At 51.0% G+C, this 22,174-nt stretch carries 24 protein-coding genes; 7 read left to right on the top strand and 17 right to left on the bottom strand.

What is annotated here, in order from left to right; genetic code table 11:
* The first annotated feature begins 148 nt into the window (after positions 1 to 148).
* The 3 genes from PPOP_RS17305 (at position 149) to PPOP_RS17295 (ending at position 2,099) form a co-directional block, all read left to right on the top strand.
* Entirely contained in the window at positions 149 to 685 is a 537-nt protein-coding gene (locus tag PPOP_RS17305; RefSeq protein WP_006287950.1) for a superoxide dismutase family protein, read from the top strand.
* 194 nt (positions 686 to 879) lie between these two features.
* Entirely contained in the window at positions 880 to 1,530 is a 651-nt protein-coding gene (locus PPOP_RS17300; protein ID WP_042229711.1) for a phosphatase PAP2 family protein, read from the top strand.
* The gene (locus PPOP_RS17295) at positions 1,527 to 2,099 is read left to right on the top strand and encodes a class I SAM-dependent methyltransferase (RefSeq protein ID WP_006287948.1); all 573 of its coding nucleotides are present in this window, start codon (positions 1,527 to 1,529) and stop codon (positions 2,097 to 2,099) included. Before PPOP_RS17300 ends, PPOP_RS17295 begins: the two co-directional genes overlap by 4 nt.
* A gap of 376 nt (positions 2,100 to 2,475) precedes the next feature.
* On the opposite strand, the gene PPOP_RS17290 is transcribed toward PPOP_RS17295, so the two are convergent.
* Together PPOP_RS17290 and murC are read right to left on the bottom strand one after the other, a co-directional pair.
* Positions 2,476 to 2,943, bottom strand: coding sequence for an NUDIX domain-containing protein (locus PPOP_RS17290; protein ID WP_006287946.1), 468 nt, complete (start codon positions 2,941 to 2,943; stop codon positions 2,476 to 2,478).
* Between the two features lie 100 nt (positions 2,944 to 3,043).
* The gene (murC, locus tag PPOP_RS17285; protein WP_006287945.1) at positions 3,044 to 4,336 is read right to left on the bottom strand and encodes a UDP-N-acetylmuramate--L-alanine ligase; all 1,293 of its coding nucleotides are present in this window, start codon (positions 4,334 to 4,336) and stop codon (positions 3,044 to 3,046) included.
* Positions 4,337 to 4,743: 407 nt separating this feature from the next.
* Here murC and PPOP_RS17280 point away from each other — a divergent pair, with 407 nt between their 5' ends.
* Positions 4,744 to 4,974 (top strand): hypothetical protein, encoded by a 231-nt coding sequence (locus PPOP_RS17280; RefSeq protein WP_006287944.1) that lies wholly within the window; start codon positions 4,744 to 4,746, stop codon positions 4,972 to 4,974.
* A gap of 77 nt (positions 4,975 to 5,051) precedes the next feature.
* Here PPOP_RS17280 and PPOP_RS17275 read toward each other — a convergent pair whose 3' ends face one another.
* A complete protein-coding gene (locus PPOP_RS17275) occupies positions 5,052 to 5,630 on the bottom strand; it encodes a helix-turn-helix domain-containing protein (protein ID WP_042229709.1) in 579 nt (192 codons plus the stop codon).
* 150 nt (positions 5,631 to 5,780) lie between these two features.
* On the opposite strand from PPOP_RS17275, the gene PPOP_RS17270 reads away from it, so the two are divergent.
* Together PPOP_RS17270 and PPOP_RS17265 are read left to right on the top strand one after the other, a co-directional pair.
* A complete protein-coding gene (locus tag PPOP_RS17270; protein ID WP_006287942.1) occupies positions 5,781 to 6,491 on the top strand; it encodes an AzlC family ABC transporter permease in 711 nt (236 codons plus the stop codon).
* On the top strand, positions 6,488 to 6,805 hold the full coding sequence (locus PPOP_RS17265) for an AzlD domain-containing protein (RefSeq protein ID WP_006287941.1): 318 nt from the start codon (positions 6,488 to 6,490) through the stop codon (positions 6,803 to 6,805). The genes PPOP_RS17270 and PPOP_RS17265 overlap by 4 nt, the downstream gene beginning before the upstream one ends.
* Before the next feature lie 136 nt (positions 6,806 to 6,941).
* Here the strand turns inward: PPOP_RS17265 and PPOP_RS17260 are convergent, their stop codons facing one another.
* The 3 genes from PPOP_RS17260 to PPOP_RS17250 form a co-directional block, all read right to left on the bottom strand.
* Positions 6,942 to 8,306 carry a bifunctional glycosyltransferase family 2 protein/class I SAM-dependent methyltransferase gene (locus tag PPOP_RS17260; protein WP_006287940.1) on the bottom strand — a complete coding sequence of 455 codons (1,365 nt, stop codon included), beginning with the start codon at positions 8,304 to 8,306 and terminating at the stop codon, positions 6,942 to 6,944.
* Complete coding sequence (locus tag PPOP_RS17255; protein ID WP_006287939.1) at positions 8,303 to 9,394, bottom strand: tetratricopeptide repeat-containing glycosyltransferase family 2 protein; 1,092 nt, start codon at positions 9,392 to 9,394, stop codon at positions 8,303 to 8,305. The genes PPOP_RS17260 and PPOP_RS17255 overlap by 4 nt, the downstream gene beginning before the upstream one ends.
* A 145-nt stretch (positions 9,395 to 9,539) precedes the next feature.
* Complete coding sequence (locus PPOP_RS17250; protein WP_006287938.1) at positions 9,540 to 9,995, bottom strand: hypothetical protein; 456 nt, start codon at positions 9,993 to 9,995, stop codon at positions 9,540 to 9,542.
* A gap of 176 nt (positions 9,996 to 10,171) precedes the next feature.
* Between PPOP_RS17250 and PPOP_RS17245 the strand changes: the two genes are divergently transcribed.
* Complete coding sequence (locus PPOP_RS17245; protein ID WP_006287937.1) at positions 10,172 to 11,242, top strand: glycosyltransferase family 4 protein; 1,071 nt, start codon at positions 10,172 to 10,174, stop codon at positions 11,240 to 11,242.
* A 165-nt stretch (positions 11,243 to 11,407) separates the two neighbouring features.
* Here PPOP_RS17245 and PPOP_RS17240 read toward each other — a convergent pair whose 3' ends face one another.
* The 11 genes from PPOP_RS17240 to PPOP_RS26120 all read right to left on the bottom strand — a co-directional run bounded on the left by PPOP_RS17240 (position 11,408) and on the right by PPOP_RS26120 (position 22,012).
* A complete protein-coding gene (locus tag PPOP_RS17240) occupies positions 11,408 to 12,136 on the bottom strand; it encodes a glycosyltransferase (RefSeq protein ID WP_006287936.1) in 729 nt (242 codons plus the stop codon).
* A 20-nt stretch (positions 12,137 to 12,156) separates the two neighbouring features.
* Positions 12,157 to 13,182, bottom strand: coding sequence for an NAD-dependent epimerase/dehydratase family protein (locus tag PPOP_RS17235; RefSeq protein ID WP_052516649.1), 1,026 nt, complete (start codon positions 13,180 to 13,182; stop codon positions 12,157 to 12,159).
* Positions 13,179 to 14,063: a dTDP-4-dehydrorhamnose reductase family protein gene (locus PPOP_RS17230; RefSeq protein ID WP_042229703.1), complete on the bottom strand. Its 885-nt coding sequence runs from the start codon at positions 14,061 to 14,063 to the stop codon at positions 13,179 to 13,181. The genes PPOP_RS17235 and PPOP_RS17230 overlap by 4 nt, the downstream gene beginning before the upstream one ends.
* On the bottom strand, positions 14,060 to 15,046 hold the full coding sequence (locus PPOP_RS17225) for a polysaccharide biosynthesis protein (protein WP_006287932.1): 987 nt from the start codon (positions 15,044 to 15,046) through the stop codon (positions 14,060 to 14,062). The genes PPOP_RS17230 and PPOP_RS17225 overlap by 4 nt, the downstream gene beginning before the upstream one ends.
* A 3-nt stretch (positions 15,047 to 15,049) precedes the next feature.
* Positions 15,050 to 16,132, bottom strand: a complete 1,083-nt coding sequence (gene wecB, locus PPOP_RS17220) for a non-hydrolyzing UDP-N-acetylglucosamine 2-epimerase (protein ID WP_006287931.1) — start codon at positions 16,130 to 16,132, stop codon at positions 15,050 to 15,052.
* A 164-nt stretch (positions 16,133 to 16,296) separates the two neighbouring features.
* Positions 16,297 to 17,745 (bottom strand): sensor histidine kinase, encoded by a 1,449-nt coding sequence (locus tag PPOP_RS17215; protein ID WP_006287930.1) that lies wholly within the window; start codon positions 17,743 to 17,745, stop codon positions 16,297 to 16,299.
* Entirely contained in the window at positions 17,742 to 18,425 is a 684-nt protein-coding gene (locus PPOP_RS17210; protein WP_006287929.1) for a response regulator transcription factor, read from the bottom strand. The genes PPOP_RS17215 and PPOP_RS17210 overlap by 4 nt, the downstream gene beginning before the upstream one ends.
* A gap of 48 nt (positions 18,426 to 18,473) precedes the next feature.
* A complete protein-coding gene (locus PPOP_RS17205; protein WP_006287928.1) occupies positions 18,474 to 19,646 on the bottom strand; it encodes an ABC transporter permease in 1,173 nt (390 codons plus the stop codon).
* Positions 19,643 to 20,338: an ABC transporter ATP-binding protein gene (locus PPOP_RS17200; protein ID WP_006287927.1), complete on the bottom strand. Its 696-nt coding sequence runs from the start codon at positions 20,336 to 20,338 to the stop codon at positions 19,643 to 19,645. Before PPOP_RS17200 ends, PPOP_RS17205 begins: the two co-directional genes overlap by 4 nt.
* Positions 20,335 to 21,669 carry an efflux RND transporter periplasmic adaptor subunit gene (locus PPOP_RS17195; RefSeq protein ID WP_006287926.1) on the bottom strand — a complete coding sequence of 445 codons (1,335 nt, stop codon included), beginning with the start codon at positions 21,667 to 21,669 and terminating at the stop codon, positions 20,335 to 20,337. Before PPOP_RS17195 ends, PPOP_RS17200 begins: the two co-directional genes overlap by 4 nt.
* A gap of 109 nt (positions 21,670 to 21,778) precedes the next feature.
* Positions 21,779 to 22,012, bottom strand: a complete 234-nt coding sequence (locus tag PPOP_RS26120) for an IS3 family transposase (protein ID WP_093471103.1) — start codon at positions 22,010 to 22,012, stop codon at positions 21,779 to 21,781.
* Positions 22,013 to 22,174 lie beyond the last annotated feature (162 nt).

Genomic DNA, 22,174 nt, shown 5'->3' with positions numbered 1-22,174 from the left:
TTTTTCCTTTTTTTATGATCAACCTTCATTTTTTTCTGCAGTCCAAGGTTTGAACAAATAGGAATATTGATACGTTGGCGGTTGTTATCTTTTTCTAATTATTGTGACACACTACTATATAACGCCGGTTACTAACAAGGAGGTAACAATGAAAAAACTTGCGTTCGTATGGTTGTTGGGAAGCGCTATGCTCACCAGCGCCTGCAGCTCCCAAGCGGCATCCGCCGAAGAACTGGCGCCTGCGGCTGCAGTCAACATGATCAACGGCAAAGGCGAGCACATCGGGACAGCCAAGCTTGTCCAGATTGGAGACAAAGTACAGATTACGGTCCAGGCCCACAATCTCCCGCCTGGGCCCCACGGCATCCACTTCCATGAGGCGGGCCGATGCGAAGGGCCAGACTTCAAGACCGCGGAAGCTCACTTCAATCCGAAGCATAAGCAGCACGGCTTCAAAAATCCGAAAGGGTACCATGCCGGCGATCTGCCGAACATCGAGGTCGTCGCAGACGGCAAGGTCCAGGTTACACTGTCGACAACAGCCGTTACGCTTGTACAAGGCAAGCCCAACTCGCTCATCCGCCCCGGCGGCACATCCTTGATCATCCATGAGAAAGCGGATGATTATGTTACCGATCCGGCCGGAAATTCGGGCGACCGCATCGCTTGCGGAGCTATTCATTAGCGAGCGTTCCCCAACACACCGCGAAGGCGCATCCTCAACGTGCGCCTTCCCTCAAGAAATAACACTTCAGCGAGCGCAAAGCGGGACATCGCCCGATGCGCAGTTGCTATCCACCATGTCAGGGAATGCTTGGATGATCCCCGCTTGTTCGGGAAACCATAGGATTACATCATACAAGATAGGAAGGGATTGTTATGAGACAGAATACAACGTGGACCCAATACAGGCCTTTGCTGTGGATGCTGGCCATCCCCGTTTTGAACATTTTCTATGGAATTCAGAATCGGCCCGGGCCGCAAACCTATTCTCTTTCTTCCAGATGGGATGAACGCATTCCTTTTATCCCGGAATTCATCGTTGCTTACATCGGCTGGTATCCCTTTATCGTGGTTACGTTGATCTTTTTGTTTCGCAGACGGCCCTGCGTCTATTATCGAACGCTGCTGGCGCTATGTCTTGGCCTTATCATTTGCTATATGACCTACTTTTTCTTTCAGACTACGGTTGCACGTCCAAACATTGAAGGCTCGGGATGGTTCGATACGCTAGTCAGGATCATTTATTGGACGGATATGCCGTACAACTGTTTTCCCAGCATTCATGTTTTGACGAGCTGCCTGATGTACAGAAGCTCATTTGTGTTCTGTGCGAGGACGCGCCATGTCATCCGCTTCACCGCCGTGGCCATTATATTGTCGACGCTTTTTGTGAAGCAGCATGTGATAGCCGATCTGTTCGCCGGCTGGCTCGTCGCCGTTTTCACGTACTGGATCGCCGGGCTCATCCTCGCCTTATGGGCGAACTACCGTGAATTACTCAACAAAAGGAGACAAGAGCAAGCATGATACATGAGAAACAGTTATTTTTACAGAAATTCATTCATCAGCCAAAACAAATCGGCAGCATAATTCCAAGTTCAACGCTGCTCGCCCGCACCATGACCGATGCCGTACCATGGGAGCAGGTACGGTATGCGGCAGAGCTGGGCGCCGGCACAGGGGCCATTACGGATCATATCCAGCAGGTTGCGGCTCCTTCTACGAAGGTGTTTTTATTCGAGCAGGATCAGATGATGCGCGAACTGTTAGCCAGCAACTATCCCGCTTTTTTTTGTTACCCGAGCGCGGAAGAGATGCTGCCGATCATCCGCAAGCATGGCGTCTCTCATCTGGACTGCGTTTTGAGCGGCCTGCCCTTCTTCAATTTCCCGCAGACCGTGCGCGATCAGCTCCTCGGCCAGATTGAGGCCTCGCTCGTGTCTGGAGGGTGGTTCATCGCCTTTCAATATTCACTACAGATGAAAAAACAGCTTACGGCGCGCTTCGAAATCGAAGATATGAAGTTCGTTCTGCTCAACCTGCCCCCTGCCTTCGTGTACGTGTGCCGAACAAAGGGCAATCTCCATGAATGCTGACAGTTGGAGAATCGGCGCTGGCGCATCATGAAGGGCGATCGCCTGTCCCATTCGAGGCGAAGCTGCCGATCAATGACGCGATGGAATTTCTGTAACAACGAATGGCTCCAGCCATCAAAATATATCTAGTTTACATAATATATTTTATGATAACTACATGATATCCTGATCTCACTGGATGTACTTCACATCACAAGGAATACTGCGGTTCGTATTTTGCCACAATCCAAGTTATCGTACTTTGTTGTATCTTCAGGAAAAATTGGCGACGTAAAGATGAATAGCTGCGTCTCCCTCGATTGCGGCACGGACATCTCCTGCCGGATCAAAAAAAGCCATCCTGGATGCATGCTTGGATGGCTGAAACGTTACAACCTTATTTTCGAAGCAGGATGCTCTTCTTCAGCAGCAAGTCCTCGAAGACAGGCCGCTGGACGGTACTAATCTGCGCGGTGTCGATCTGCTCCAGACGTTTGAACTCCAGCACCGCCGCTTTCCCCGCCTCGTCCCGAAAGCGCAACGTCTTGCCATCTTCCTCCAGTTTCCCTTCTAAATTCACTGCCGCATTGAACAGGAACATGACGAACACGACTTCATTGCCGTCCGGGTATGTATAATACATCCGTTCACCGCTATAGATTAAGTATAGTTCATACTGCTCAACCACAAGTCCAGTCTCTTCGTAGACCTCCCGAATCATGGTGTTCTCGATCGCTTCTCCCGGCTCCATGCCACCCCCGGGCAGCCCCCAATTGCCGTAATCCGAACGCTTCTGCAACAGAACTCTGCCGGCACGATCGCGGATGATCGCTCTCGCGGTCACAATGATTTTGCTTTTTGCCACATTCTCCCCCCTTTTTATTACCTTATTTTAGTTGACATTTCCGTGTCCGTCAATCAATCGCTCCAGATCTTACCATGCCACATCAAGGGCCCTGCCTTCATCACAATTCGATCAGCCGTCTCTGGTACTTCTGGATATCGCCCGCCCCCATGAAGACAAGTACCGAATCCTCATAGGAGCCCAGTTGGCCGATGGAGCTCTCGGACAGAAGCTGCGCGTGCGGAATCCGATCGCGAAGATTTTCAATCGATACGCTTCCGGCCCGCTCGCGTACAGAGCTAAAAATCGGACAGAGGAAGACATCGTCTGCGGCGATCAGTGATGCGGCGAATTCATCTATCAACCGTTCCAGGCGGGTGAAGGTATGCGGCTGGAACACGCTGACGATGCGGCGATCCGGATATTTGCTGCGGGCCGCATCCAGCGTCGCCCGAATCTCGGACGGGTGATGTGCGTAATCGTCAATGACAATATTGCTCTTCCAACCCGATTCCGTGAAGCGCCGCTTGACACCGCCAAAGGAAAGGAGGCGGTGCCGGATCGGCGCCATATCCAATCCGAGCACGAGCCCGACGCCGACGACAGCGAGCGAATTCAGCACATTATGGCGACCATAGACCGGGATCGTGAACCGATCCAGTTTGGCCCCCTGCCAGATAACATCGAAGCTGACGCCTGCACCATGCACGGAGATAGAATCAGCCCTTAATTCATTATGAACTCCGAACCCGTAATAGAGGATGGGCTTCGCGGACTGAAGCAAGCGCACCTGCTCATCATCTCCGCAAGCGACGATCTGGTTGCCGACGGTGGCGGTCATTTGCTCGAAGGCATGTCTCACATCGTCTACCCCTCTAAAGTAATCCGGATGATCAAAATCAATATTCGTAATTATGGAGATATCCGGCTTATAGGACAGGAAATGCCGTTTATATTCACAGCTCTCGAAGACGAAAAATCTGGCATCGGCCGTGCCTGACCCGGTCCCGTCTCCTATCAGGCTGCAGGTCGGCCAGGAGGAGTCCAGCGCATGCACCAGCATCCCCGTCGTCGTTGTCTTGCCATGAGATCCGGTGATGGCGATGCTCGTATAGTCCTTCATCCAGGCCGCCAGGAAATGATGGTACCGCTGGATGGTCAACCCCTGTCTCCGGCACTGCTCCAAGCTCGAATGCGCATCATCGAAGGCATTCGATGCAATTACGATCATATCGTTCGCCAACGGCGCCTTACCGAAAGCATGGATTGGGATATTCCGTGCCTCCAAAGGGATCTGTGTAAAGATCGCCTCCTCGACATCTTCCCCTTGAACCCAATGTCCAAGATCATGCAGCAATTGTGCTAACGCACTCATTCCGCTTCCTTTTATCCCAATAAAATGATAGCTGCCCATTGTGACCTCCCTATAACGATTACACGATGTTGTATAGTATATGTATTTATACAAAATATGCGCTTGCCTACGTGTGCGCATACAGACATTATACGTAATTGCGCTCCCGTTTCCAATGTATCCCCTTCATTTACCACTAATATGCAAAAAAACAATAACATGATGCCGGTGCCCAGCTTTCGTCATATTCCGCATGAATGTCCAGCATTAAATACACCAGCATTCATATTGCTTCGTCCCAAAATGTTCGGGCCGCTACGATATGCTCCGGGAAATTCACTCTCATGCAGGCAAAGGAATTCGCCGCGGCGGAACGGTGATAATTCCTGTACTGCCGATCTGGGTGTTATTCGCCGTGCCTCCCCGGCAAGCGCATCATAGTGTAATGAGAAAGGAGGGGAACACCAATGGAAGCTTATCATAATTGCTTATATTGCATGAACAAAAAAGTCCGCATTCTGACAGTAGACCGCAAAGAATATGTCGGAACGATTGTGAATGTGGATAGAGAGAATGTCTATTTGCGGCCTGAAGCGAGAAGCGGCAAAGTCAAGACTTCCGCATTCTACCCCTACAATTACAACAATGAAATCATTACGCTCAGCTTATTCACCTTGCTTGCCATCGCATTGCTGTAACACATCACGAATGACGGTACATTCGACACCGGAACATGCGAGCTTCCGCATAAGTCGAAGTGCTACACAGCCCGCCCCTATAGGGACGTCTTGGGACTTGAGACGTTAGTATACAGTATCGATACGGCGATCTCGCAGATTTCATCGGTGTTGTTTTTGTATCTATGTCCGGTCTCCGCCGAGAAAGAGAGAGCGTCGCCCTTGCTCAACGTGCTCGTCTCCGGCCCGATCTCGATCGTCAGTGTCCCCTCGAATACCGTGATCGATTCGATCACCCCTAGGCCATGCGACTCAGATTGATATGAGCAGCCCGGATGCAGCCGGGCCCGGAACGTCTCCAGCGAGACCCCAGGCGCTGCATACGTATTATACGCCTCGAACCGCTTGTTGTCTTCTCTGAACTGGTGCTGCTCCTCCACCCGCAGCACCTTCAGGGACGGATTCTCGAATATGAACGCCGTCAGCGGCACCTGCAATCCGGAAGCGATTTTCCACAGCGTAGCTACCGTCGGGTTCGAGCTACCCCGCTCAATCTGGCCAAGCATCGGTTTGCTTACCCCCGTAAGCTCCGCCAGATCATCCAGCGTTAGGTTCATCTGCTGCCGGTAGTTCCGTAGACGCTTGCCGATCCGGTCTGAGATTAACTCTTTTTCCATAACGTCCTCCCAAGGCGCATAGATGATCAAAATTCACATACTTTAACAATATCATGACATAAATTAGGCAGAAAAGTAGTTGATTCCTCCTGCCGGTATGTTATATTATATCTCGGGAATTACGATAACATATTAGGGGAGAAAACTGGAATGGCGGGCTATGTATCATCTAGAATACCAAAGGAAATACCGATACGAAAAGGGTTTGCGAAAGCCGTTTTCGATGTATTTCCGCTGGCGGTGAGCGCGTTCACGTATGGACTCGCGTTTGGCGCGCTGGCCAACAACACCAATCATTTCACATGGTTGGAGACATTTGCAATGTCCTTTTTTGTCTTGTCTGGCGCGGGGCAATTCACGATCTTGTCCTTAATCCAGCAGGATGCGACCCTGTGGACGATCGCGCTTAGCACTTTTCTTATCAACGCTCGTTATATTATCTATAGCTTGTCCGTGGGCCGCGAACTTGAAACATGCCGCCGGGCACAGCCGCTCTGGCTGTGCCACGTCATTACGGATGAGAGCTACAGCGTGTCCATGATGGAGGCGCAGCACGGCAAACTCAGTGTTGGCTACGTCGCAGGCGCTGGCTGCACCGTATTCCTATCATGGCTTCTGAGTACGGCTGTCGGTCACCAGATCGGCGAGTTCATCCAGGATCCTGCCAGGTTCGGCCTGGACTTCGCCTTCACGGCGGCCTTCCTTGGTTTGCTTATCGTCATGCTCAAGCGGTGCAGCCACGCTGCGGCGGCCGGACTCGCGATTGCCGCCTCCGTACTTGTCTATCCTTGGTTCGGCACGTCCGGATCGGTGTTCGCCGGTGCAGCAGCCGCATTTGCCGTAGGAGTGTATGCCAAATGATCTCGTTGCCGATTCTTATCGTCATCTGTGTTGCCGCCGCCGCGACCTACCTGACCCGTTATCCGAGCATGGCGCTCGCCCGGTATATCAAGATGTCGCCGGGAATCGAACGCGGTTTCCGTTATGTACCGCTTGGCGTATTCGCCGCGCTGGTCGCTCCATCCATCTTCTACCATCCGACCGTCGACGGCCGGATCGAATGGATGTATTATGTGGCAGTCGTCGTTACTAGCCTGACTGCCTGGCTTAGCAAAAGCCCGCTCTGGGCGCTGGTCGCCGGCGTACTCGTCATTGCGCTGCTGCGACTGATATAATTCAGAGGCCGTGTTCCGATTCAAGCGCATTCCACAGGGGATGCGCTCTTCGCTGTTCCTGCGGCTACACATCCTGCATGATCGCCAACCCGCCGACAGAGCGCTTCCTGATTCAAGCAAGCGCTCTGACAGGTTTTTACTTTCTTGCGGCTCGGATCAAATATTGATACGCTCTATATTGATCGCGCATATTTTCATGACTCCACTGGCACAGCTCCTTTATGAATGCTTCATCCTCCTTCGTATTTGTGAGGACAACCAACTTGCACGCTACACTTTCGAACCCTGCTTCCTTAAACAGTTTACAAATCTCATAAAACGTAAAAAATCTTACATGTGTTCGATCAAGCAGCCCGCTATCCCTATACGTCCAATATCCGTTCAACAAATTCCGGATTAGACTGAAATGCATTACGTTTGGAATGCTGGCTAGCACATTCCCTTCCTCCTTCAAGCAGCGGGATATGTCAGTTAACACCTTCCAAGGATCGTACAGATGCTCCAGCACATCTCCCAAAATAATATAATCGAAAAATTGTTCCGGATAGGTTAACTCTATCGTTTCGATATTTCCGCTTTCCACGTTTGCAATTAAAGCGGCCATACAGGCGGCAGATTCATTGAGTTCAATGCCGTACAGTTCTACCAGAGGATATTCGTTTTTCAGCTTCAGCAAGCTGGCTCCGCAGCCGCAGCCTACTTCGAGAATGCGAAACGGCATATCCTTCGGCCGATCAATGAACGAGAGAATATCCGTCCGGATATAACTGGAATAGGAAGGATTGAAACCCCATTTGTGGGTGAATTTTTTTTCGTTTTCCGCCATTAGATTCGAAAAAGCCGACGGATTTTCGTTAAACGAAGCGCTGCCGAAATGATGGATAAACGTGTCTTTGCACAGCATCAACCGATATCCGGCCGATCGGATCCGTACACAATAATCATCATCTTCAAAGTTGCCGGGAGAAAAACGTTCATCGAGCCACCCAATGTTTTCAAATACTTCGCGTTTCAGCAGCAGGCAAAAACCGAGAAGCTTAATCCTTTCCTCCCATTTCGCAGGATCTGATTGGTTGTATTCTTTGGCGAATATATCCATTTCTTCAATGCTTTGATAGGACGTTGGGATCGCTGTATAATACGAGGCATTATTGGTTACGGGACCAACGGCTCCGATACGTTCATCGCTGCACAAGCATCGGCGCAGTTGATCAAGCCATCCTGAGGTTACGACTGTATCGTTATTCAGTAGTAAAATATAGTCCCCCATCGCTTCCGCCATGCCTTGGTTGCAACCTGCAGGGAAGCCGGTGTTCTCATCGTTAGTCACAAGGTGAATATCAGGCTGCTCACGCAGCCATTCGACTGTACCATCTGTAGAACCATTATCGACGATAATCAACTCATAGCTGTCCTTGCGAGTATGGCGGCGTATACTTCCCAGACACAGCGTAGTATATTCCAGCTTATTGCAGGTAAGGATTACGATGCTTGTTTTCATCCTTGCTTCCCTTCTCCTTGTGGATGAAGATGCTTCTCCAAGATTTGTTTATTGTTTAATACGGCCGAGTCGTCGGGTAGATAAGAATGCGCAATCTCGTTATGATGATAAGCGTGCTCCAACATTCCCAGTTTGCCGTAACAAATCGCTAACTGCAGGTGGGGGTACCACGTATAATAGTACAGGTTAATCAAGCCCCAAGCATCCTTAGGTCTTTCCAACTGCAATGCCAGACTGTACCAAAAAATAGCGATATTCCACCTTTGGTGCGAGAAAAAATAATTGCCGGTAAGACAGCAATGTTCCGCTTGCGGCAGATCATATTCAAATGATTTGAATAAATAGTGAAGTTCTTTTTTTCGGTCTCCTTTTTGATGATAATAGCTGGCTAGTTTACTGCATGCTTCGATATAATATTGCACTCCGGCCGCTGCTTCGTCCAAACATTGAATATATTGTTCGATTGCTCGATCATAAAAACCGTTAAACATCAGTTCATCGGCATAAAGAAACTTGTCCCTGGGCGAGAGCTGCTCTCCTATGGCGATCAGCTTCTCATAAATGTGTAAGTTGCGCTGCATCTTGCACTGCATTATAGGAGCTACTTTCACATGGGATACGGCGATATCGCTATAGAGGATGTTAGCTTTTTCCCCCAGAAACAAAAATTCATGAACTGCTCCCATCCACTTATAGTTGTTGATCCGCTTGACGAGCCGATTTCTGCGACAGCTTTTGGCCGGATTCCCCTGATGATCAAAAGCGAGATGGTATTCCATCGCAACGGAATCCACTGCGGGATCTAGCGATTTTTTTAATTCGAGCAGCTTTTGCTTGTCTTTATCGAACAACTGATCATCCGCATCGAGCCATAAGATGTACTCCATCGTTGCCAGGCTAAACGCGTAATTCCGTGCCGCCGCAAAATTGTCAATCCATTCAAAATCATAGATGCGGTCTGTATAGCGGCTTGCCAATTCCTTGGTTCGGTCTGATGACCCTGTGTCCACAATGACAATTTCATCGGGAATCTCCCGGATAGAGTCAAGGCATGCAGCAATCGTATGTTCTTCGTTTTTGACAATCATGCACAAGCTAATCCTTATCATCGATCTCACCTCGATATCTTTCTCAATAGCTTATGAAATTCAAGATGATGACGTTTGGACAAAAAGATCATTTTTCGGTCAAAAAAAGATACCGCCAAAAGACGGTATCTTACCATCTGAAACATTACGGAGTCGAAGCCAAACCATCCTGAGCAATACCGACAAAGTTTTCGGGGCCAACCCGAGTCACAATAGCCTCAGTTGTAGGGACGCTTATAAAGAGCGTATATTCCGTCTGAGCAGCTGCAGGAGCGTTGATATCCGAAGCCGTAAAGCTAATTACATCAGCCCCGGTAAGGGTAGTTACCACTCCTGCAACGGCCGTATAGATGATGTCGCCGCCGCCAAATACAGTAGTAGCTCCCCGCTGCACGTTAAGAACGACCGTGCCTACCGCATCAGCCGTTACGCCGACGGTACCCGACAGGTGGACGATCAAGCCATTGGTTCCGGTACCGGCCACGTTTTGTGTCTGCAGGCCGATAACGCCTATCAATTCGGGCGTGGTTGATACCGCTATGTCGGGAAATCCGAACAAACTGGAGTTCTCGGAAATTCTCAAATCAAGAAATCTTCCCATCGCAATCACCTCCTTGTCCTAAATCTACTTTATCGTATGCAGCATTCAGCGCGATAAATTGGATGATTGTTAGTATGCACCGGCATTATTTTCCTTCAATTATCGGTACGCTCATCCATGCTTCTGTAAACCGTTGTTCATACGATATAAGACGACGGATACATCGGAGGTGCATCATGAAAATTTTGATTTCATACTACATCCCGAGCGGAGGTATGGAAACGTTAAATCGGTTGCGGGCAGAGGCCCTGGCCACCTGCGGCGTTGCTTGCCATCTTCATTATCTTAGGCACGGCTCCGGCTTGCAAAATAGAACCGGTATTCCTACTTATGTATCAGATAACGACAGCGAAATTCAACAATTGCTCCTATCCGAACGATTCGATGCGGTTATTGTTTCCCACAACTACATGGCATTGGAAAGAATACGCAGGCTAGGTTTCCAAGGACCGGTTCTGTTTGAAGTCCAGGGACTGGGTCAAAGACATCAAGCTATCCAAACGTTAAAGGAGGCAATGCCATACATCCGCAGTTACTGCAATGCCATCGTTTATTCCAGAACCTCCCACTTGATCGAGCTATTTCAAGGCATGTTTTCTGATATCGGCCAATTTTGTTTTCCTAATTTAGTAGATACCGGGCGCTTTGGATATCGAGCACTGCCCGTCCATCCTTATCCGATGATAGGTTGGGTGGGTCGACTCGAAATGAACAAAAATTGGCGCTTTTTTCTGCAAATAGGCCACGAACTGCGTAAAATTGTGCCCAACCTGCAAATGTGGATGTTCGAGGACGCGACACTGAGCCAGCCAGAGGAACAAGCTGCCTTTCAAACTATGATTGCCTTGCTGGAAATAGAGTCTCATCTGCACCGTGTCTCCAACGTTCCCCATCAGAAAATGGCGGATTATTATTCCATGATCGGTGATTCAGGCGGATTTCTCGCATCCACCTCCATCCTGGAGGGTTTTGGCTACGCTGTCGCTGAGGCATTGCTCTGCCGCTGCCCTGTTCTATCTACCGATTCCGATGGAGTGCGAAATTTTATCATCCAAGACCAGACGGGAAAATTTATTCCGCATAACGATATCGATATCGCTGTGAAAAATGCAATGGAAATCATGAACAATCACATATTGAGGGGAAAAATCAGGGATGCCGGGGAGCGACACATCAAAGTGAACTTCTCACCAGAAATGTATTGTGGACAATTTATGGAAATGATGCATTCGTTGGGGATATATTAAAGTAGAAACCAGAACCCATAACATCCGGTTCCAGGTCTTCGGGTAATCACGAAATCGGGCATGACCGAAGAGGCGCTTCCCGGCTTCATCCGGCCTAAGGAAGTGCCTCTTGGCATAGAAATGAGACAGTCGTAATCAGTCTTGCGGGCACTGGATCAAGCCCGTTCAAAGCTCATTCTCGCCTCCTAACTCCTGATAAAGGACTCGAAGCAAATGAGCATAGCGCGACTGGATAATCCGAGTCTCCTGTTCTATCACAGTACGGTGCTTCACGGTTCCCATCTGTTCGTGCCGACGATATTGAATAAGAGGTTGATTCAAATAATGAAAGTCGATTCTTGACGTAATCAGACGAAGCCATAAATCGTAATCATGGGCGAATGGCAATGCTTCATTGAAGAGGCCCGTTTGAAGCAGCAGATCTTTTCTGGCTACAACCGTACATCCATTGATCGGATTACCGGCCAACATCGACTGGTAAAAGGATTTCATATTCGGAATGTGGGGGCCCACATTATGCTCAATAACTTGACCATGATCATTAATGTAATCAAATGACGTATAGCAGATCGAGGCTCTGCGTTCTAACATATACGGGATTTGGATCGCAAGCTTATGCGGGTAAAATATATCGTCGGAGCTGAGCCAAGCGATATACTCGCCCGAAGCCGCGCGGATTCCGCAATTCAGTGCGGTGGCCGTGCCTCCGTTGGCTTTGCCTAAATAGAGGATCCGGTTTGTGTACGATTGAATTTTGTCTGTATGCCGGGTGGAGCCGTCATCTACCACGATGATTTCGATGTTGGGGAACGTCTGATTCAATGCGCTGGTAATTGCCTGTTCGACATAGGGATCATTGTAAAAAGGAATGATGATCGTCACTTTCGGCTGCATATTTGATATTTTCTCCTCTCTTACTGTCCCTGGCTCGCTTCATTGCGAAAAAAATGAAGAACTTCCTCCAAAGTTCGCTCGAATGGATTCAACGGTTGCCAGCCAAGGGAATGAATTGGATCCAGGTTAATCGGAGAAGAGGGCGGCGGATCGGATTGCAGAAGCGCAATTTGATCCACCGGACCCCCGGACTCAGCCTGAACTAGGAACGACATGGGCTCGGCATTGGGGTTCGTTCCTATGCGCCAGGTGATCGGTGCGGTGGAATGCGCTTCGAAGCTGACTGCCACCTCCCCCAGTGTACGCATGTGACCCGTTCCAATGGGATAAACGCCCCCTGGTGTGCCCAAACGCAGAATGTACCCGAAGGCGCGGACTGCGTCACGGACATCGACAAAGTCGCGAGCCTCGGTTATCGACGACAGCCGAAACGGAGGCTGGTCAATACCCCGTTCTATCCTAGCGGTATAGGCGGCGATCAAGCTGCAAATCCCCTGCGATCGTCCCGGGCCAATCATGTTGGACGGCTGAGCAACCATCACAGGCAACCGGAACATGGATCCCCAAGCGCGAGCCGCAAGCAACTGCATTGTTTTGCTTAAGCTGTACGGGTGCTGGGAGTGTGGCGGATTGTCATCCCTCAGGCGGAAGCTGAGCATCGAGCCGACGATCAGAATCCGGCAGTCCTTCAACGTCAACCTGCACAGCGAATCCAGCAGGTGCATCGTAGACATTACATTAACGTTCATGTACATTATCGGTTCCCGCCACGAGTCGGCTACGGCGTTCAGTCCGGCAAGATGAAGTAACATCTGAGGACGCTCAGCTGCCAGCATCTGTTCCACCTGTTCGGGCTGCGTGATATCGCAGACCGCCTCACGTACTCTATCCACAACGTCTGCCTTTGAATCACACGTAAAAGTGCCCTGACGACGTACGACAGCGACGACCTCATAGCCTTCTCCGGCAAAATGCGCGCACGCATGTCGGCCTATAAAGCCGCTTGCACCGGTAATGACAATTTTGCTGCGCCTCATGGGCGTCATGGCTTGGTTCCCATCCAATCACTCAGTTCCTCGAGCATTTTGGAATAGCCTCGAGCTTTATAGCACAGGTCGCTGCGCGTGCTGTTCAGCGTACGATTATGCACAACCGCTTCATCCGGCAGAATCGTGACGTCCCATTTCTCGAAGATGCACTGGATGAGCTGCAGCAGTTCGTACTTGCTGATCACCTCCGCTGCAGTCAGATGCACAAGACCGCTTAATTGGGATTCCTTTTCCATTGCATGATGGATGAATTTGGAAAGTTCCAATGTTGTCACACCGTTCCATAGCACATTGACGTATCCTTTGACCAAGCCTTTCTGATTCATGAACCATTGGAACAATCCGATGCCACTCGCCCGGATTTCCGGCCCGATAATCGAAGTTCGTATCGTAAGATGCGGCTTCATTTGCACCTCGCCAAGCGCCTTGGTTCTTGAATAAACAGATGTCCCATCCGGTACGCAAAGTTCCTCATAATTTCCCTTTGTTCCAGAAAACACGCAGTCCGTACTGATGTGAATGAGCCTCCCCCCTTCACGTTTTGCCCATTCCGCCAACTGGTGCGGAAGTAGACCGTTGATGCGGTAGGCTTCCAATTCACTTTGTCCAGCAACATCATTTAATAGCCCGACACAATTGACGATCAGATCGGGCCGGACGGATTCCAACAGCTTCTCGACCAATATGGCATCAAGCGCCTCCATGTAAAGACCTACTCCACAGTGCCGCTGGATTTCCGGCTGCTTATCCCCATCTCGCCCCTTCCTTTTTTTCCACTCCCTCGTCGTATAAAACAGGTCATAAGATGTGCATGCGGATAAATAGTTCAACAGCATATGACCGGCCATTCCATTTCCACCGATAACCAGCACTCTCATGGAAGAAAACCGCCTTTTCTGAGTAGACTGAGAATCTGTTCCTTATTCATTAGTGAATTCGCCGAGGAGTAATCGTTGATTCTAACACGAGGATAATCGGCATACAAATCCGTTAGCCCCGAGACTTCGAATGTTGGTAGCGTGACCAAATAGTCTTCATCGTACTCGATCGTGTTTTGCGCTTCAAAATCAGAGCATAAAATTTCGTGTATTTTTTCACCCGGGCGCACGCCAAGCTCCACAATTTCCCCATCCATAATATCCATCGATTCGATAAGAACTTCTGCTAAATCTAGTATTTTACAAGAGGGGATTTTCATGACGAATATTTCGCCGCCTTTTCCTTCCCTTGTGGCCCGCAGCAAGAGGAGAATCGCTTCCTGTAGCGTCATGAAAAAGCGGGTCATCTCCCTATGCGTGATGCCGATTTGTCTCTTCTCCCGAATCTGTTGCATAAATAGATGAATGACACTGCCGTTTGTGCCTAGCACGTTGCCGCCTCTTATACAGACGAATGACGTTTGGGTACTGAGCAGGTTGGCGTAAACAATCAGTTTCTCTCCGATCGCTTTGGTCATACCGTAAAAGTTAGAGGGGTTCGCCGCTTTGTCGGTCGAAATATTGACGACCTTCTTCACTCCGTTCTCGATTGCGGCTTCAATAACATTTTGCGTGCCGATGACATTGGTCTTGAGCGCCTCATCCGGTTGAGCCTCACAGACCGGAACATGCTTCAATGCCGCAAGATGAAACAAATATTCGACCCCCCGGCATGCTCTCATGAGCGCTTCCTTGTCTCGCACGTCACCGATACAAAAGGTTAAGCGGGGATCTTCGAATGCGCGTTTCATCGCCACCTGGCTCAATTCGCTACGGGAGAATACGATAATCTCCTTAGGGTCTTGCAGCAGCAGCTGTGTGATCAACCCGTATCCCCAAGAGCCCGTGCCCCCCGTCACCAAGATGGTACTGGTTGTAAACATGTTTCATCTCCCTCCCAACACAAATTTCACGACTCTAGACGAGACGTCTGCAACCAAATACCCATGGGGACATTCCCAATTCGTCGGCATGTGTGCCATTACTTTAACCGCTTCAACGATTCGACCGGCGTTAAGCCCCGACACCACGTTACTTCCGCAATCGACCGTCTCCGGCCGTTCCGTGCTGTTGCGAACGGTCACCGTTGGAACATGCAAGATGCAGCACTCCTCCTGTACCGTCCCGCTATCCGTTAAGGCAAGAAAGGAATTTTTTTCTAGTTGGACAAAATCAAAAAAATCAAATGGTTCATAAAATTCAACGAGGGGATGCATGGTTAAGAAAGACATTTTGTCGATGTGCGATTTCGTTCGGGGATGGATACTGCAAATGATGCGGTAACCAAAGGCTTCGGCTGCAATGTTCAGGCCATTCAAAATTTCCTTCAGACGCAGCGGATGATCGACATTTTCGGAGCGATGCGTCGTTACGAGAAAGTAGCTTTTCGGCTTCAGGCCTAACCTTTCCGATACCCCGCTCGCTGTGATCTGCTCACTGTAAGCGGATAGCACCTCGTATATCGGGTTGCCTATAACCACGATCCGATTGCTAGGAACCCCTTCGCGAAGCAAGTTTTGTTTGCTCTGCATCGTGTACGGCATATTGATGCTCGACACCGCATCGATTACACGCCGGTTTTTCTCCTCAGGCACCTCGAGATCGAAGCACCGATTGCCAGCTTCCATATGAATGACAGGAATGCCCATCCGTTCGGCCACGATAGAACATAGGGCGCTGTTCGTATCCCCTAACAGCAGCACTTTATCCGGCTTCTCCTGCTGCAAGATCCGTTCCACCTCGCCAAACATCGTCGACAGTTGGGAGCCCAACGTATACCCCTTATGATTCATCACATAATCCGGGGTACGCAGACCCATTTTCCGGAAAAAGACGCCGCTAAGCCGATCCAAGAAGTTTTGTCCAGTGTGCACCAGAATATGTTTTTCCGCCAGTTGGTCTAGCTTTTGCATAATTAGGCTTAGACGGATGATTTCCGGCCTTGTTCCAATAATTGTCATAACCTTCAATCCATTCACCTTTCCCTCGATATATTTCCTTGGATCCTGGTATAATGTATTAGTTGGACAACTTTTACCGGAACGACACTTTCCCCTGTCCAATCGTACAATTTGGATTCTACTCCAGTGGAAAAGGCAGGAGTTCACGCCCGAACCCGCGTGAACTCCCGATATCAGTTATTCGTAATTGCCTCAGTTAACTCCTCCGTCAGCGGAAGCGTGAACAGGAAGGTCGTTCCTTGCTGCGGGACGCTGTACACCTCGATCAGTGCCTGATGCTGATCGAGGATAGCCTTGACGATGGACAAGCCGATACCGGTACCGTTTTTCCTTGTCCTTGCCTTATCCGTCTTGTAAAAGCGCTCCCAGATGCGCGCGATGTCTTCCGATTCCATGCCGATGCCCTGGTCGGAAATTGCGACAGCCACATGCTTGGCGTTCGCCTTGGAAATCTTCACCGTAATCCGGCTTCCCGGCCGGGAATACTCAATTGCATTTTGCACCAGATTCACTACGACCTGCTCAATCCGGTCAGGGTCGGCATGCACCCACAGATCATGATCGGCATCCACTTGGTCGAACACCACTTCATGCTTGCATAGCTGCGGATCCATTCGGGCCAGCACTTGGCGAACCTTCTCTGTCACATTGAACGTAATCGGAACGATCTGGAACTGCCCCGCTTCAATTTTGGCGATATCCAGCAGATCATTCACAAGGCGAATGAGCCGCTTGTTCTGTTCCTGCACGATCCGGATATACTTTGCCATTCGCTCGGGCGGAATCATACCGTCCAAGACCGCTTCCAAGTACCCGTTCATAGACGTTAACGGCGATCTCATATCATGGGACACATTCGCGACGAATTCTTTGCGCATCCGATCCAAGCTCCCCAGGTCGTGCGCCATCTGTTCAAGCGCCCGCGCCAACCGCCCGAGCTCATCCCGGGAATGAACCGGGATCTCGATTTGGAACTGCCCAGTGGCAATGGAGCGCGATGCCGCTTCCAGCTTTTTTACCCTTCGGGACAGATGGTTCGAGAGCAAGAACGCGAAGAATGCCCCGCATGACACGACGATGCCGATCCCGATCCAGAGCAGCTCGTTCCAGATGCGGACGTCCCGCGCGAACAGGTTGGAGGCCGTAAGCAAAATGAACTCCCCTTCGCCAGCCACGCGCAGCATCTGTCCGACGAGCACGGTCTTGCCCTGGATGGATGTCTCCTCGCTGAAAAAACGGCCGTCCTCTATGCCGGCAAGAACCTCTTGAATACGGGCTTTATCCAGGCGATAGGGCCCTTCCTCATCTTCCAACTTGTAGCGGACGTTACCGGTCGCCTGATGAATAATGTACAAGGCTCGGACATGTCTCGGCACAGTCAGCTCGAGTCCCGCCATCACCATCTCGTCATTCCAACCGTTCTGCTTCGCCTCGGTCAGGAAGTGTCCGATTCGGTCCAGCTGCATACGGTCATCCATACGCTGTCTTTTCATCAGATCGCCCTTGTAGAACAATCCGGTGATGAAGCCAAACAAGCCGTAGGAGACCACTAACATGACGAGGAGCAGCACGAAGATTTTGAGGAACAAGCCATGCACACGCGGCCATCCGCTCCGTCTCATGACGTTACCTCGAATTTGTAGCCGATGCCCCAGACCGTCACGATGCTCCAATAGGCAGATTCGCCCAGCTTCTCCCTTAGCCGCTTGATATGCACGTCCACCGTGCGGACGTCCCCTTCATAATCGGCGCCCCAGACCTGTTGCAACAGCTGTTCGCGCGTGAACACCTTGTTCGGATGCCCCGCCAATACTTGAACGAGCTCCAGCTCCTTCGGGGCCAGCGCCACTTCCTGTTCGCGGACGGACACCTTCTGATCCTGGGGCGTGATGCAAAGCTCCGGATACTGTATCGAGGCCTTGAACAAGGTCGGATGGGTACGCCTCAATACCGCTTGTACACGTGCGATAAGCTCCTTCGGATCGAAGGGCTTCACGATATAGTCGTCCGCTCCACTGGAAAATCCCTTCAGCAAGTCATCGCTCTCCCCGTTCCCGGTGACCATGATGATCGGGATATCCCCTTCTGCGCGGATTTCTTTACATACATGCCAGCCATCGAGCTCCGGAAGCATAATATCGAGCAGCACGAGATCAGGGGGCATCACATCCAGCAGCTCCAGAGCCGCCGCTCCATCCTCCGCTATCGAGTACGTATATCCGTGCTTGTCCAAATACAGGGCAATTAACTCCGAAATATACGCATCATCCTCAACGATTAAAATATGCGGTGACTTCTGCACTGCGATTCCTCCTCTGACTTCACCCGCGCCTGAACGTCCTTTCTCCTGTTAATCGTAACGCAAAGCGTCGACTGGTTTCAAATTCGCAGCTTTGTTCGCCGGGAACAGGCCGAACACAATCCCGATCGCCGCGGAGAAACCGAACGACAGCCACATCATGTCAGGCGCGACCGCGAACGGAATGCCCATCGCTCTGCTGCCCGCATACGCCCCGCCCAGTCCAATCGCGATGCCAAGAACGCCGCTGATGCTGCTGATCGTAACGGCTTCCAGCAGGAACTGCTGCAATATATCGCGCTTCTTCGCGCCGAGAGACTTCCGGATACCGATTTCGCGCGTCCGCTCCGACACCGACACGAGCATAATATTCATGATGCCGATGCCGCCGACGAGCAGAGAGATCGAGGCAATTCCTGCCAGCAGCAGCGTCATTGTCTGCGTAATGCTTCCGAGCGCTTCGATCATATCCGCCTGATTGAACACGTTGTAGCTGTCGTCAGACCCGCGGAATTTTTTAGACAACCGGGACTCTAGCTCCGCCATAATCGAATCGGCCTGTCCCGTGTCCGCGAACTTGATATAGACCGATCGAATCCCTTTCGACTGTAGTAAGCGCTCGCCTCTCGTTAGCGGAACCCAGATCTTATTATCATTGCTCCCGCCTAGCGAGCTCCCCTTCGATTCCATGACGCCAACGATTCGAAAAGAGATTCCGTTCAGCGACAGCTGCTGCCCGAGCGGGTCCCCTTGGGGGAATAACGTCTCCGCCGCGCCCTCTCCGATGATGGCCACGCGCTGATAGAGCTCGACATCGATCGGGAGGATGAAGCGCCCGCTCTCTACGTGAAAGTCGCGGACTGCTTCATATTCCGGCGTAATGCCCTCCACTTGCAAATTCGTGTTGTTCGCGCCCGCCTTCGCCTGGACGCTGCCATTGATGAGTGGAGAGACCGCCTCAACACCGTCGATGTCCTCGAAAGCCAATGCCTCCTCCAGCGTGAGTGACGATACCGCACCCCTTCCCGTTATCGTGACCGAAATCAGATTGGACCCGAGACTCGCCACCTGTGATTGCACTTGCTGAGTCGAGCCTTCGCCCACCGATACCAAGGTAATGACGGAGGCCACGCCGATAACGATGCCAAGCATCGTCAGCAACGTGCGCAGCTTATTCGCCAATATGCTGCGCCAGGCCATCTTCCATGCTTGCATCCATGTCACGGGGTGAACCTCCTTACGACTTGAATGCGTCCATCCTGAATGCGGACGACGCTTCCCGCTTCCTCGGCCACGTCCGGATCGTGGGTAATCAGCACGATAGTATTCCCTGCGCGGTTCAAGTCCTTCATAATGGCGAGCACCTCAAGTCCTGTCTTCGTATCCAATGCCCCGGTCGGCTCGTCCGCAAGGATGACTGGCGGCTCTCCGACCAACGCTCTCGCGATCGCTACCCGCTGCTGTTGGCCGCCGGACAGCTGCCGCGGCAAATAATTCAGCTTGCTCTCCAGCCCGACCTGCGCCAGTGCCTGTATTGCCAGCTCATGCCTTTTTTTGGCTGGCATGCCGCGGTAGATGAGCGGAAGCTCTACATTTTCCATCGCGGTAAGCGCAGGCAGCAAGTAAAAGCTCTGAAAAATAAATCCGATCTTCTGGTTGCGAATATCCGCCAGTTGATTGCCGGATAACTTGCTTACCTCTTGACCGTCCAGCCTGTACGTTCCACTCGTTGGCGTATCCAGGCAACCCATCATGTTCATGAGCGTCGATTTGCCGGATCCAGACGGTCCGATAATGGCCAACATTTCGCCTTCATAGACGGTCAGGTTCACCTCGTTCAGAGACAGCATTTCTTCGCCGCCCATCCGGTAGACCTTGGACATGTTCTCGATATGTATGACCGCCTGCCTACTCATCGGTTGCCCCCTGCAGGCATGCGGGTGCCCCCGCCAGTGAATCCGCCGTTGCCGCCCGGGTTTTCGATTCTTACGACATTACCATTAGGGCCGCCCATTCCACCGAACGGGGATTGCTGACTGCTGTTCGTGGATGCGCGCACGGTAGGCAATACGACCCTATCTCCTTCCTTCAGCCCGCTGACGATTTCAAAATAGGACTCGTTATTGATCCCCGTCTCTACCTCGGTTACTTTACCGGCGCCTGCACCCAAAACGCCAGCCTGACCCCGGTCGGCCCCAGCTGCCGCATTGCCGGTAGAACGTGCCGCTCCATTGGCGCTATCCGTTCCGTCGGCTTGATTCCGCCCGGTTCCCGAAGCTTCCTGTCGTTCCGCCTGGTTCTGCTGCGGCGCTTTCTCACCTGCAGCGTCGGCTTGATCCGACCAGACTGTGACGTACGACTTCCCGTTGCGCTGGGTTACCGCCTCGATCGGTACCAGCAGCACATCCGATTTGCTGTTCACGTCGATCTGGGCCTGGACCGACATTCCGCTTTTGACTCCTTGGCTTGACGAAAATTGAATCGTGACATCGAATACAGATACCCCGCCTGAAGACGTGCCTTCATCGGCAATCGCGCTTACCGTGCCCTCGATGGGCGTGTCCGCCAGCGCATCGAACGTCAACGCCGCCTTCTGCTTCAGCTTGATGCTCGGTATATCCATTTCATCGACTTGAATTACAGCTTGCAGTTGCGTATAATCCACGATCGTACCGATCGAGCCGCTTTGGTTCAACTGCGAGCCTTCGCTTATGTTCAGCGCTGTCAAGGTGCCGCTAATCGGAGCTTTGATATCATTTTCTTTTGCCTGCTCAGCCCGCTTCTCCTCCAATTCCTTCTCCGCCAAGGCGAGATCCAGTTTCATGTTCTCAATTTCGACTGCGATGGATGATCTGGCCGTTTCATCCGCTTCTTTATACTTCGTTTTTAAATTTTCGAAGTCCAGCTCTTTTTTCTGCAGCTGAATCTCCTGCTTCTCGATCTCACTCGTCAGATCTTCTTTTTCGAACGTGGCAAGCACCGCTCCTTTTTCGACACGGTCGCCGACAGCGTAAAATAGGGTATCTATCTTGCCCGTTTCTCCCGACCTCACCTCTTCAGAATTGCGAGGCGATACCGTGCCCGAGCCGCTAACGGTCACCTCCAGATCTCCCTTCACCACTCTCGCCGTTGAAGGTAGAGTAGCGGCTTGTTCTGTCTTCGGCTGCTTGTACCACCAATAATATCCTGCCACACATAGCGTGATGACAACGACGGCTGTCAGCAGCAGCTTCCATTTGGATCGCATAATTCCCCTCTCCTATCTCGCTTCTCATGCGTGCGGCTAGCTTCTGCCGCATTCCGTTCTTGCTGCAAGTCTTACTGCCGTATTAGTGTAGCAAAAAACTATGAACAACCTATGAACGCCAATAGGTAATGTCCGTGACCCGCTTTTGCAGAGGCGCTTCTGCATGGAATTGACGCTTCAGTAGATTTTCTGCTGAATGGGCAGGTTGTCCGGTGAACTTTCGTTTTTTCGTCCTCACGCGGCACTGCAATCCCTCACGTTGCATCATTCGTTGAACTCGTTTGTGGTGTATGAGCTCATCTGCTCGAAGGAGCGCCGTGATTTTACGGTATTCATATCGAATATCGCTTTCATCTTTATTTCTAAACGGTAGCTCACTCTAGAAGTCTGGTGAAAAAGTCTGACCCTAACCGAACAAAGAGACGAAGTATGGTAAAATAATAGAAAATATCGTTTGAAAGTAGAGGAACCCCCAATGCGAGCAGCGAAACGATGCGGTGTACAG

This window comes from Paenibacillus popilliae ATCC 14706, assembly GCF_000315235.1.
Lineage (GTDB): Bacteria > Bacillota > Bacilli > Paenibacillales > Paenibacillaceae > Paenibacillus_B > Paenibacillus_B popilliae.
Note: the sequence above shows the minus strand (reverse complement) of the source record. Positions and strands in the feature narration are given on the sequence as shown.

Coding starts and splice junctions, on each gene's coding strand:
- PPOP_RS17240 (WP_006287936.1), bottom strand. CDS start 12,136: ATGCAGCCGAAAGTGACGATCATCATTCCTTTTTACAATGATCCCTAT.
- PPOP_RS17265 (WP_006287941.1), top strand. CDS start 6,488: ATGATCTCGTTGCCGATTCTTATCGTCATCTGTGTTGCCGCCGCCGCG.
- PPOP_RS17235 (WP_052516649.1), bottom strand. CDS start 13,182: ATGACGCCCATGAGGCGCAGCAAAATTGTCATTACCGGTGCAAGCGGC.
- PPOP_RS17275 (WP_042229709.1), bottom strand. CDS start 5,630: ATGGAAAAAGAGTTAATCTCAGACCGGATCGGCAAGCGTCTACGGAAC.
- PPOP_RS17295 (WP_006287948.1), top strand. CDS start 1,527: ATGATACATGAGAAACAGTTATTTTTACAGAAATTCATTCATCAGCCA.
- PPOP_RS17305 (WP_006287950.1), top strand. CDS start 149: ATGAAAAAACTTGCGTTCGTATGGTTGTTGGGAAGCGCTATGCTCACC.
- PPOP_RS17225 (WP_006287932.1), bottom strand. CDS start 15,046: ATGTTTACAACCAGTACCATCTTGGTGACGGGGGGCACGGGCTCTTGG.
- PPOP_RS17270 (WP_006287942.1), top strand. CDS start 5,781: ATGGCGGGCTATGTATCATCTAGAATACCAAAGGAAATACCGATACGA.
- PPOP_RS17260 (WP_006287940.1), bottom strand. CDS start 8,306: ATGAAAACAAGCATCGTAATCCTTACCTGCAATAAGCTGGAATATACT.
- PPOP_RS17250 (WP_006287938.1), bottom strand. CDS start 9,995: ATGGGAAGATTTCTTGATTTGAGAATTTCCGAGAACTCCAGTTTGTTC.
- PPOP_RS17300 (WP_042229711.1), top strand. CDS start 880: ATGAGACAGAATACAACGTGGACCCAATACAGGCCTTTGCTGTGGATG.
- PPOP_RS17200 (WP_006287927.1), bottom strand. CDS start 20,338: ATGAGTAGGCAGGCGGTCATACATATCGAGAACATGTCCAAGGTCTAC.
- PPOP_RS17230 (WP_042229703.1), bottom strand. CDS start 14,063: ATGAGAGTGCTGGTTATCGGTGGAAATGGAATGGCCGGTCATATGCTG.
- PPOP_RS17215 (WP_006287930.1), bottom strand. CDS start 17,745: ATGAGACGGAGCGGATGGCCGCGTGTGCATGGCTTGTTCCTCAAAATC.
- PPOP_RS17195 (WP_006287926.1), bottom strand. CDS start 21,669: ATGCGATCCAAATGGAAGCTGCTGCTGACAGCCGTCGTTGTCATCACG.
- PPOP_RS17255 (WP_006287939.1), bottom strand. CDS start 9,394: ATGATTGTCAAAAACGAAGAACATACGATTGCTGCATGCCTTGACTCT.
- PPOP_RS17245 (WP_006287937.1), top strand. CDS start 10,172: ATGAAAATTTTGATTTCATACTACATCCCGAGCGGAGGTATGGAAACG.
- murC (WP_006287945.1), bottom strand. CDS start 4,336: ATGGGCAGCTATCATTTTATTGGGATAAAAGGAAGCGGAATGAGTGCG.
- PPOP_RS17280 (WP_006287944.1), top strand. CDS start 4,744: ATGGAAGCTTATCATAATTGCTTATATTGCATGAACAAAAAAGTCCGC.